Origin of the sequence: Fusobacterium perfoetens ATCC 29250 (assembly GCF_000622245.1) — a bacterium.
Lineage (GTDB): Bacteria > Fusobacteriota > Fusobacteriia > Fusobacteriales > Fusobacteriaceae > Fusobacterium_B > Fusobacterium_B perfoetens.
This window is the reverse complement of sequence record NZ_JHXW01000011.1, coordinates 50,387-61,746: the sequence shown is the minus strand read 5'-3', so window position 1 is coordinate 61,746 and position 11,360 is coordinate 50,387. Positions and strand designations below refer to the sequence as shown.

Sequence of the window (11,360 nt, the reverse complement as noted above, 5' to 3'; positions counted from 1 at the left end):
TATGCCTGTTGCTATGGCTTTTAATCTTAGTTTAAATACCAATTTACTTGGTTTTAGTCAGAAAATAAATTTTTATGTACACAAAATATATAATAGTTTAAATACCAATTTACTTGGTTTTAGTCGAAGAGAGAAAAAGCATTTTAGATAGATTAATGTTTGTTTAAATACCAATTTTCTTGGTTTTAGTCTGAGTGTATTTATATGAGATACATATTTTTAGAAAAGTTTAAATACCAATTTACTTGGTTTTAGTCAGAAAATAAAGAAAGGGGTATCAGATATGATTAAAGTTTAAATACCAATTTACTTGGTTTTAGTCTTATAACTTTAAAATATTATTATTTTAGAAAGATTTATAATGTATTTTTGTCGAATTCTATAAATTTTAAATATTTTTTATAAAATTATTCTTTATTATTTCTTTTTTATTGAAATATAAGGTATTTTACCATTGTCGGTAATAAGATATTTTTACTTTATCTTATACCGACAAATTTATTATATAATTTATACAAACATCTGTTGTAATAATCCTTTTTTAAATTCTTTTAAATTTTCAAGTTCATTTTCAATTTTCTCTATTTTTTCATCAATAGATGATAGGAAATTTGCTATTTTTCTTTGTTCTTCTAAAATAGGAAATTTTACCTTAATTTTTCCTAATTCAGTTTGGTTTATACTAGCTTGACTTACTGCTTTATTACATAATTTTTCAAATATCTTTTTATATTTATTAGTTATTAAAATATAATAAAAATATTTTGAATTATATTGTTCTTTAAAAACTATTCTCAACAAATTCATTCCATGATATAAATTATAATCTTTATCTACATAAGCTATTTTTCCTATGTGTTCTACACTATTAATATTACTAAATAATAAATCTCCTATATTTAATTTATATTCATCTAAATTTTTATCAGTTAAAACAAATCCTATTTTATTTATATCTATTTTCCCCATTGAAATAGTTTCTATTCTTGTTACTCTATATCCTTTCTTTTCTAAATTTTGATTTAAACTTATCCCATTTGTTAATTTAACAACTAATTCATTTAATCTCTTTTCTTCCCACTTTGGATAATCATTTCCCTCATTATCTTTAAATCTTAATTCTTGAGAGAAAATCTTTTGCATAACTCCCTTTTTGTATTCTCTAAATAATTCTAATTTTTCTTCTGTTAAAGAAATTTTTTTATCTATACTAGAAAGAAAGTTAGCTATTTTTTCTTGTTCGAAATATTTTCCTGAATAAATTTTTATAATTTTAAACAAATCAGATTTTATATAAGGTTGGTCCGACCCTACTAATTCTTTTTCTAATTTTCTTTTAAAACTTTCACTTCTTAAATATTGATAAATAAATTTAGAATTTATATTATTTTTATTAAAATGTAGTATTCCTGCTCTTTGATATAAGTACGCTTTATCATTCTCAAATAAACAAACTTTTAACTCATTATTAATAATAGGTCTATTTAACCCAAGTAAAATATCTCCATTTTTAATATTAATATGTTTAAAATTATTGAAATTTTTTGCTATATATATAGGATTTTCTATTATTAATTTTCCTGGATAAATATTCAAGCCTTGGACTAATAAAATTCCTTCTGAATTATAACTTTCTAATGGATAAGCGTTACCAGATAAAATTTTTATATCCTCTTTTATTTCTTCCCATTCATCACTAAACTCTTTAAATCTTAACTTTGGTACTTTTTTCATTCTCTTACCTCACTTTCTACTATCTTTTTCAATTCTTCTTTACTAGGTAAGATTGTCATATATCTACTAGCAAATATTTGTTCATTTCCCTCTGGAAGTGTCATATTTACAAGAGTATCATTTTTATCTTTACATATTATAATTCCTATTGTTTTATTTTCATCATCAAGTTTTACATGTCTATCATAGTAATTTACATACATTTGTATCTGTCTAATATCTTGAGGCTTTTCTATTAATTGCCCCTTTTTAGATAATTCAATAACTTTTTCCTTATCTCTACTCAAAACTAATCTTTCATACAAAGCAGAATCAATTTGTCTTTTTAATTCTCTTAAACTCCAATTATTATTTATTGCCTCTATTTCATAGAAATTTCTTTCCTCTATATTTGTTATTCTCATAAGAGTAAGATAATGAGAATATGAAAGTTTAAATTCCGCAGACACTGTCTGCGCTTTTTGATAAGATAAGTCAATAATATTTTTAATATCTGTAAAAATATCTCTTCTCTCAATTTCCATATTCTCACCTACATTACAGGAGCTTTTATTCCAAGCTCATTACAGAAGTTTTTGATAGTTTCATCTACTTCTTTCATTTCCTCATCTATCTTTGTTATTTTCTCTACTACTTCTTCAAGATTTATTTCTTCCTCTTCCTCAAAAGTATCTACATATCTTGGAATATTTAAGTTATAATCATTTTCTTCAATCTCTTTCATACTTACTCTTTTAGAATATTTTTCTATTTCCTCTCTATTTTTGTAAGTATTAGCAATCTTTTCTACATCTTCATCTCTCAAATAGTTTTGATTTTTAGATTTTTCAAAATCATTTGAACCATCTATAAATAATATATCATCATCATTTTTTCTATTTTTCTTAACTACAATTACACAAGTAGGAATACTTGTTCCATAGAAAATATTAGCAGGTAGTCCAATTATTGCGTCAATATAATTTTTCTCTTTTAATAAATATTTTCTTATAACTCCCTCACTTGCTCCTCTAAATAATACTCCGTGAGGAACTATTACAGCCATTGTTCCCTCATCATCTAAATGATAAACCATATGTTGAATAAAAGCAAAATCAGCCTTACTACTAGGAGCTAATTTTCCATAAGAAGCAAATCTTTCATCAGATAGAAAACTATCATCAGCACTCCATTTTTGAGAGAATGGAGGGTTAGCCACAACTATATCAAATCTTTTGTCTAAATGTTGTGGATTCTCCAATGTGTCCCCTTGTCTAATCTCAAAATCATTAAATTTTACTCCATGTAATATCATATTCATACGAGCTAAGTTATAAGTTGTAGTATTTAACTCTTGCCCATAGATATTTGATACTTCTACTTGAGAAGCTACTTTTAATAATAGAGAACCAGAACCACAAGTAGGGTCATAAACTGATTTTATTCTATCTTTTCCAACTGTTGTTAATTTTGCCAAAAGTTTTGAAGCTTGTGCTGGTGTATAGAATTCTCCAGCCTTTTTACCAGCATTACTAGCAAATTGACCTATTAAATATTCATAGGCATTTCCTAAAACGTCCATTTCTGTATCATCAAAATTAAAATTAATATCTTGTAAATGTTTTATTACTTCGGAAATCATTTTATTTTTATCGTTAGAAGTTTTTCCAAGTTTTAAAGATGTTAAATCTACATCTCCAAATAGTCCTGAAAAATCGTCATTACTAGCTTGTCCATTTGTAGAATCTTCTATATATTTCAAAGCTAGCCCCAAATCTTCTATGATAAATTCTCCATTCTTTGCTCTACTAGCTAAATTTCCAAAAAGATATTTAGGCTCTATAAAATAACCAATACTATTGATACAATACTCTTTTACTGCTTCAATATATTCATCTTTTCCCTCTATATCTTCAAATTTCATATTATCTTCTGATAATATATCGTTTCCTGTTTTCTCTATTTTTTCAGATAGGAACTTAAAGAATATTAAACCTAGTATATAGTTTTTAAATTCATCAGCTCCCATATTTCCCCTAAGCTCATTGGCTATTGCCCATAGTCTTTTTTCTAATTCTGCTTGATGTTCTGACATTATTTATTTCCTCCACAATTTTAAATCTCTAGTTTGAATTATATCCAAACTGTCTACTCATTAATTTTTCTTTCCATAGACTTTCTTTTGCTTCTATATTTTTATCTTCAAAACTCATTCCAAAAACTTCTAAAATCGAAAATTTAAAGTTTTCTTTAAAATATTCTTCCCCTTCTTCTTTTCTCAATTTTATTAATTCTTTATTCCCACCATCAAATCCATAAATATAATTACTCCATCTTCCATATATACTATCCACACCTTTAGCAGAACCTACATAATGTTTTCCTGTTTTAGTATCTGTCAAAAGATAAATTCCTTTTATATTACTAAGTATATTTTTCCAATCCTCTAGTTTATTATCATAAACTATTCTTAGTTGTTTATAAGTATGATTTATATTTTCTATACCAGGAAATTTTTCTCCTTTATATGCACTTTTATAAATTTCAATTATTTCTGAATTTTCCAAGATATGACTAGGTCTGAAAACAGTTCCTCTTTTATTTTTTCCAGTATATGTTAATACAACTCTTCCTATTAAATCTTGATATTTATCTACATATTTAACCTTATATTCTTTTCCACTTCTATCTAAAATCTCGAATATTCCACCAAAAATAAATTCATTTCCTGATAATTGTGCAAAACTAAAAATATATTTCACAGGATAAGGAAATCTCTCTCCATTTTCTCTTTCTTTATATATCTGCCACCCTAGCCAATCTTCTCTTGAACGAGCTAATACATCTGAGGGTCTTTCACTTGCTGGTTTTGCTAAATGAAATCTATAATTCATATCATTCAAATCTGTTAATTCATTAAATATTTGCTGTATTTTCATAATATTTCCTTTTTTTATCTTAATCTATATTTTCAAAAAAATCACTATCAATTCTTTTTATTTCATAAGTACTTTCTACTGAAACACCTACATTATATTCAATCATCAATTTTGCTAACTTTCTTCCATCTATAAGGACAACTTTTGCTATATGTTGTTCTTTTGAATATTTCATAGCTCCATCTGAAAATTTAGCTGTTGTTATAAAAAGTCCTTTACTTGCTCCTTTTCCTCCCAAAGCTCCTACAAATTTTTGTATTTCTGGTCTACTTACAGTAGTTTCTCTATCCCATTTTTTAGCTTGAATATATATAGAATCAAAACCTAATTTATCTTGTTTTATAATTCCATCTATTCCTTCATCATTACTTTTTTTTGTTACTATCCCTGATTCAGATATTAAACTTCCATATCCTATTTTTTGCAATAATTTTACAACAAGATATTCAAAAAATTCTGGGCTTTGTCTTAATACTTCCTCTAAAATTTCTTCTTCTAATATTTTATTTATTTCTTTAAAGGATTCTTCTAATACATCTTGAGGTGTTTGATTTTTTTCTTCTATTTTTTCTTTTATATTTTGTATCTCATCTTTTTTATTTCTTTTTAAAAAATTAGTAAACTCTTTATAGGTAGATAATAAATTATTATCTATTTTTTCAGGATTACTTTCTAATAACTCTAAACCTTTATTAGTTATTCTTACAACTCCTCTTTTAGTATTTTCTACTAACCCAGCCCTTTTTAAATAAGTGCAACCCCAACTTATTCTATCATCATATTTTTTCTTTCCACTTTCCAGTCTTTCATTTCTTTCCTCTTCCGAAAGACTTAATATTTCAGCAACAAGCTCTTTTACTTCTTTAAAAGGATAAGCTTCCCCATTCTTTAATACTTCTAAAATCTCTCTATACATTTCATTATATTTTGGTATCATTTTATTCACTCCCTACATATTAAAGAAATTAAACTTTTCTATAATACTTTCTATTTTGTGTTGTATATCTTCAATTCTTTTATTTAATTTTAAAATACTTGGTCTTGTTACAAAAGATTCTTTTATATCTGCCACTTCTGGCTTTTTCTCTGTAAACTCACATTTTTCTATTATATTATTTACTTTATCAGCCTTTAATTCTTCCTCTGTTATTAATTCTTCAATAGCTTTTTTCTTTTGTTCTTGCATATATTCAGATAATTTATCTTCTACATCTTCTTTTGATTCTATTGTGAATATTTCTCTATTTTCTTCTATAAATCTCTCTAGTAATTCCCTTTTATTTTTTAAGCTCGGAACACTATCAATAGTTTTTAAAATATATTCTACATCTTTTACAAATGTAGCTTCCTTACTATCAAGATTTTTAAGCAAAGATATAATATAGCTTACATTTATATTATCTTTAGCTAGTAATTCAATTTCAAAATCAATCTCATCTATAATAGAAGTTTTATCTCCATTATTTTTTGTTCCTTGCCCTACCAAAGTATCATACATATCTATATATTTACTTTTATATGATTCAAAATCATCTTGTGAAATATTCAAATCATCATATGAGAAAGTTGAAAAGCTTGTTAATTTATTCATTACCCTTAAAAGATTTTTAAATGTTTCAATAAATGATAGTTTATTTTCCTCTGTTTCTAAGTTATCTACCTCTTGTGAATTTTCAGCCAAAGCTCTTAAAGTTTTTAAATAGTCATTAAAAATCTCTACATATTCCCCATAACTTTTCATAAGCACAGTTTCACAAGCACTCTCATCAGAGAATAATCTTATAGCCTCATCTGTTCTTTTCTTTAGATTTCTAAAACATACAATATTTCCATGAGGTTTATTTACATTTAAAATTCTATTAGTTCTTGAATATGCTTGTATAAGTCCATGATATTTCAAATTTTTATCTACATACAAAGTATTTAGATATTTACTGTCAAAACCTGTTAAAAACATATTTACTACAAGTAGTATATCTATTTTTCTCTCTTTTAATTTTTTTGAAATATCTATGAAATAACTATTGAAACCATTTTCAGCATTAAGATTAAAATTATCTCCAAACATTTTATTGTAGTCAGCTACCATTCTATCAAGGTGTTCTCTTGGGTGTTTACACTCATCTCCCTCTACCTCAAAAGTTCCCTCGTCATTAGCTAAATCTACATTGGCTTCATAGGTAAAAATACTTGCTATTCTTAAATTTGTATTTTTTTCTTTAAAAATATTGTAATATTCAATTAAAGTATTTATATCACTTATAGCAAATATACTTTGATATTCTCCATGAGAAGTTTTAGCATTATGATTTTTAATTATAAAATCAACTATATTTTCAAGTCTTTCTCTTTTTGAAAATACCTCTTTTGTGTCAATTCCATTTTCTATCATCTCATCAGGAGATAAATCATCTCCATTTTCATCTTTTAAATTAAAAGTAGAGTAATACTCTACTGAAAAACCTAATACATTTTCATCATCTATAGCTTCTTTTATTGTATAAGTATGAAGTCTTTGCCCAAATAAATCAGCAGTTGTTTTATACTTTACAGCATTTTCTGAAAATATTGGTGTTCCTGTAAATCCGAAAAATTGTTTATTAGTAAAAAAGTTATCAATTCTTGAATGAGTTTCTCCAAACTGTGTTCTATGACATTCATCAAAAATAAATACAAGTCTTTTATCTTTTATTTTCTCCATTCTTTTTAGATAATATGGTTTACTAATGGCATTATTTAACTTTTGAATGGTAGTTACCACCACTTTATTAGTTCCATTTAACATATTTTTTACAAATTCGTCTGTATCTTCTACACGACTTATTGAACCTGGAGCAAAGGCGTTAAATTCCTTTGATGTTTGATAGTCTAAGTCTTTTCTATCTACACAAAAAACAACTTTTTCTACTTCATCAAGAGTAGATATTATTTGACTAGCCTTAAATGATGTCAGAGTTTTTCCACTTCCTGTAGTATGCCAAATATATCCATTCATACCTGGAGAAGTTTTTACCCTGTCTATTATTTTTTCAACAGCATAATATTGGTATGGTCTTAATATCATAAGAGCTTTTTGAGTTTCATTAGTAACTATATATTTAGTAAGCATATTTCCAAGATGTTTTTTATCTAAGAAAGTTTTTGTAAAATCAGTTAATCTATTTTTCTTTAGGTTATACTCATCAGCCCAAGGGAAAGTAAATTCATATTTTAACTCTTTATTATTAGAAAAATATCTTGTATTTTCCTCATTACTGATTACAAAAATTTGAATATATTGAAAAAGAGTTTTATATGAATATGAATGTCTTTGATATCTTTGTATTTGATAAAAAGCTTTTTTTAATTGGATTGTTTTTTTCTTAAGTTCTATCTGTACCAATGGAAGTCCATTTACAAGAATAGTTACATCATATCTATTTTCATATTGTCCTTTCATTGTGATTTGATTAGCTACTTGAAAAAGATTATTTTCTACATTTTTACTATCAAGAAAAGATATATATTTAATCTCTCCTTTATCTGTAGGAAGTTCAAATCTATCTCTTAATTTTTTAGCTTTCTCAAATATACTATCTCCAGATAGATGAATAAGTATTTTTTTAAATTCATTTTGACTAAGCTTTATATTATTAAACTTTTCTAACTGTGATTTTAAATTAGAAATTAATCCCTCTTCATCTTTTATATTAGTTCTCTCATATCCTAACCCAATCAAGTCATCTATTAAATTTTTTTCTAATTCTGCTTCTGTCATCATAATCTTACCCCGACTTATTATTTTCTCTTTTGTTAAATTATACCATATATTTTGTTAAAATATTATTGTTTATATACATTTTTTTATTAAAAAATAAGGTAGACTCCCATATCTACCTTATTTATTCCCTATTTATTTTTCTATTTATTTTGTGTTAATCAATCTATATAGTCTATCTTTTTAAAGAATCAACTGCAATTTTCATTCTACTCAATCCATCTTTTACTTTTTCAAGAGAACATCCAACATTTAATCTCAAGAAAAATCTTCCAGCTTCACCATAAGTCAATCCAGGCATTATAGCTACATTTCCTACATCTATCAAAGCTTTTTGAAATTCTTCACTAGATATATTTAATTTTGAAAAATCAATCCAAGCAAAGTAACACCCATCAGGAATATCACAACTTAACTCTGGAATATTTTTTTCTAAATAATCTTTTACAAATTCAATATTTGATTTTGTATATTTCAAAAGCTCATCTACCCAGTAACCACATTGATTATAGGCTGTAATTGTACCTATTATTCCAAGAATAGATGGTGAAGATAAAGCATCTCTATTTTTTAATATTCTTAAATACTCATCTCTGTCTTTAGCCGTAGTACAGAAAAGATAAGCTCCTCCCAAAGCTGGAATATTAAAAGTTTTTGATGCTGCTGTACATAGTACAATATTATCTATGTAATCTCCTGCTACTTCTAACACTGGTATGTGTTTTCCACTATAAACAATATCCATGTGAATTTCGTCAGAGATTATAAAGACATTATATTTTTTACAAATAGAGATGATTTTCTTTAGTTCCTCAACACTCCAAACCTTTCCAACAGGATTATGAGGACTACACATTAAGAAAATTTTACAAGTTTTACATTTTTCTTCAAAATCTTCAAAATCAATCTCATAATTGTTTCCATTTTTTACAAGTGGAGATGATATTATTTTTCTATCATTATCAGCAATCACTTTAAAAAATCCATCATATCCAGGTGTATTTATAAGGACACCATCTCCTACATTTGATTTCATTTTTATAAATTTTGAAATAGCATAGATTACACTTGGAGCATATAATATCCATTCTTTATCTATTTGATAATTAAATCTTGTATTATACCAAAATTCTATTGAATTTTTAAAGTCCTCATGATTCCATCTACTATATCCAAAAACTCCGTGATTAACTCTTTTTATAAGGGCTTCTATTATTTCCTTTGAAGATTCTAAATCCATATCTGAAATAGTAAAAGGTAATAGCCCTTCTTTTCCAAATCTATCTTTTACAAAATCCCATTGTGTGCAATATGTCCCTTTTCTATCAATGACAGTATCAAAATTCATTTTTCTTCACCACTACTTTATAAGTTTATCTAATTTATTTTTTACAACATGTACTTGAGGTCCAATTATAACTTGTAAGTTACTAGCATCTAGTTTTACTACAGCTATAGCTCCTGTTGCTTTTATTTCCTCTTCATTTATAATACTTGTATCATTTAAAACAAGTCTTAATCTTGTAATACAGTTATCTAAAGAAACTATATTTTCTTTTCCACCTAAAGCTTTTAAAAGTCTTTCAGCGTCATATCCACCTAATTTAACATTAGATTCATCTGTAATAACTTCTCTTCCTGGAGTTTTTAAATCAAATTTAACTATAGCATATTTGAATACTACATAGTAAATTATAAACCAAATAATTCCCACAGGAATTACAAGATACCATTTTGTTCTAAATCCTTGTAAAACTCCAAATACTATAAAGTCAATTATGTTTCCATCTGTGTTTCCAATAGCTACTTTTAAAATTCCCATTGTCATAAATCCAAGTCCAACCATTATACAGTGGAAAAGATATAAAACAGGTGATAAGAATAAGAATATAAATTCTAATGGCTCAGTAATTCCTCCAACCATACAAGCTACTACTCCAGAAGCTAAAAGTCCTTTTATTTTCTTTCTATTTTCTGGTCTAGCTGTGTGATATATAGCTAAAGCTACAGCTGGTAATCCAAATAAATATGAAGGCATTTTACCTTGTGATAAAAATCTTGTTACATTAGGGTCTAATACTCCATTAGCAAACTCTTTATAGAATATACTTAAAGCTCCATAAACTGTTTCACCATTAACAACAGCCTCTCCTCCAGCTGATGTAAATCTTATCATAGCAACTAAGATATGGTGTAATCCAAATGGTCTTAAGATTCCTTCTCCAGCTCCAAATACTAATGGTCCAAATACTCCAGCTTTTCCAATAAGTTCTCCAATTTTAATGATAATTCCATTAAAGAAAGGCCAAATTAAAGGTATTACTATTCCAACAACTCCAACTACTACTGCAGTAGCAATAGGTACAAATCTTGAACCACCAAAGAAAGCTAAAGCGTCAGGTAATTTTATTTCACAATATCTGTCGTGAATTTTATAAACGATAACCCCGATTATAACTCCACCTAAAACTCCAACATCAACACTTTGGATTCCATAAACCATAGCTTGTCCAGCTGCTTTCATATTTTCAGGAGTAGCCAAAGTTCCTGTTACTTTTAAGAAGAAGTTTGCTGTCATACTAGCCATTATAAATCCTACAAATCCAGAAAAGGCAGCCACTCCTTTATCTTGTCTTGCTAGACCTAATGGGATTGCCATAGCAAACATCATTGGTAAATTTGAAAAAGCAAAAGAACCAATAGTAGACATAAATTCAAAGAATAATTTTATTACAGGAATTTTTAAGAAAGGTAAAATCTCAGCTGTTACTGAACTAGCAAAAGAACTACCAATTCCAAGCATGATACCACATGCAGCTAATAAAGATACAGGTAACATAAATGTTTTTCCTAGCCCTTGGAAAAACTCCCAAAATCCAACTTTTTTGCTCATATTTTAGAACCTCCTATATTATATCAATACATTTATTATACATTTAATATAATTCTTT

8 protein-coding genes and 1 CRISPR repeat array (1 of these 9 cut by a window edge) are annotated in these 11,360 nt (G+C 26.5%); all 8 genes read right to left on the bottom strand.

All coding sequences use genetic code 11. The annotated features are described in order from the left end of the window. Positions 1-322: a CRISPR direct-repeat array (repeat unit 30 nt; unit sequence GTTTAAATACCAATTTACTTGGTTTTAGTC) (it extends 170 nt beyond the left edge of the window). Positions 323-510: 188 nt separating this feature from the next. Continuing rightward, positions 511-1,734 carry a restriction endonuclease subunit S gene (locus T364_RS10550; RefSeq protein ID WP_051532658.1) on the bottom strand — a complete coding sequence of 408 codons (1,224 nt, stop codon included), beginning with the start codon at positions 1,732-1,734 and terminating at the stop codon, positions 511-513. Continuing rightward, a complete protein-coding gene (locus T364_RS10545) occupies positions 1,731-2,258 on the bottom strand; it encodes a PDDEXK nuclease domain-containing protein (protein ID WP_051532657.1) in 528 nt (175 codons plus the stop codon). Before T364_RS10545 ends, T364_RS10550 begins: the two co-directional genes overlap by 4 nt. 8 nt (positions 2,259-2,266) lie before the next feature. Then, complete coding sequence (locus tag T364_RS0105095; RefSeq protein ID WP_027128615.1) at positions 2,267-3,808, bottom strand: type I restriction-modification system subunit M; 1,542 nt, start codon at positions 3,806-3,808, stop codon at positions 2,267-2,269. A gap of 28 nt (positions 3,809-3,836) precedes the next feature. Beyond that, positions 3,837-4,652: a GIY-YIG nuclease family protein gene (locus T364_RS0105090; protein ID WP_027128614.1), complete on the bottom strand. Its 816-nt coding sequence runs from the start codon at positions 4,650-4,652 to the stop codon at positions 3,837-3,839. A 19-nt stretch (positions 4,653-4,671) separates the two neighbouring features. After that, complete coding sequence (locus tag T364_RS0105085) at positions 4,672-5,589, bottom strand: restriction endonuclease (RefSeq protein WP_027128613.1); 918 nt, start codon at positions 5,587-5,589, stop codon at positions 4,672-4,674. 12 nt (positions 5,590-5,601) lie between these two features. After that, on the bottom strand, positions 5,602-8,412 hold the full coding sequence (locus tag T364_RS0105080; protein ID WP_027128612.1) for a type I restriction endonuclease subunit R: 2,811 nt from the start codon (positions 8,410-8,412) through the stop codon (positions 5,602-5,604). Between the two features lie 172 nt (positions 8,413-8,584). Then, a complete protein-coding gene (locus tag T364_RS0105075) occupies positions 8,585-9,757 on the bottom strand; it encodes a MalY/PatB family protein (protein WP_027128611.1) in 1,173 nt (390 codons plus the stop codon). Between the two features lie 12 nt (positions 9,758-9,769). Further along, positions 9,770-11,302 (bottom strand): maltose/glucose-specific PTS transporter subunit IIBC, encoded by a 1,533-nt coding sequence (gene malX / locus T364_RS0105070; RefSeq protein WP_027128610.1) that lies wholly within the window; start codon positions 11,300-11,302, stop codon positions 9,770-9,772. Positions 11,303-11,360 lie beyond the last annotated feature (58 nt).

Coding starts and splice junctions, on each gene's coding strand:
- T364_RS10545 (WP_051532657.1), bottom strand. CDS start 2,258: ATGGAAATTGAGAGAAGAGATATTTTTACAGATATTAAAAATATTATT.
- T364_RS0105085 (WP_027128613.1), bottom strand. CDS start 5,589: ATGATACCAAAATATAATGAAATGTATAGAGAGATTTTAGAAGTATTA.
- malX (WP_027128610.1), bottom strand. CDS start 11,302: ATGAGCAAAAAAGTTGGATTTTGGGAGTTTTTCCAAGGGCTAGGAAAA.
- T364_RS0105080 (WP_027128612.1), bottom strand. CDS start 8,412: ATGATGACAGAAGCAGAATTAGAAAAAAATTTAATAGATGACTTGATT.
- T364_RS10550 (WP_051532658.1), bottom strand. CDS start 1,734: ATGAAAAAAGTACCAAAGTTAAGATTTAAAGAGTTTAGTGATGAATGG.
- T364_RS0105095 (WP_027128615.1), bottom strand. CDS start 3,808: ATGTCAGAACATCAAGCAGAATTAGAAAAAAGACTATGGGCAATAGCC.
- T364_RS0105090 (WP_027128614.1), bottom strand. CDS start 4,652: ATGAAAATACAGCAAATATTTAATGAATTAACAGATTTGAATGATATG.
- T364_RS0105075 (WP_027128611.1), bottom strand. CDS start 9,757: ATGAATTTTGATACTGTCATTGATAGAAAAGGGACATATTGCACACAA.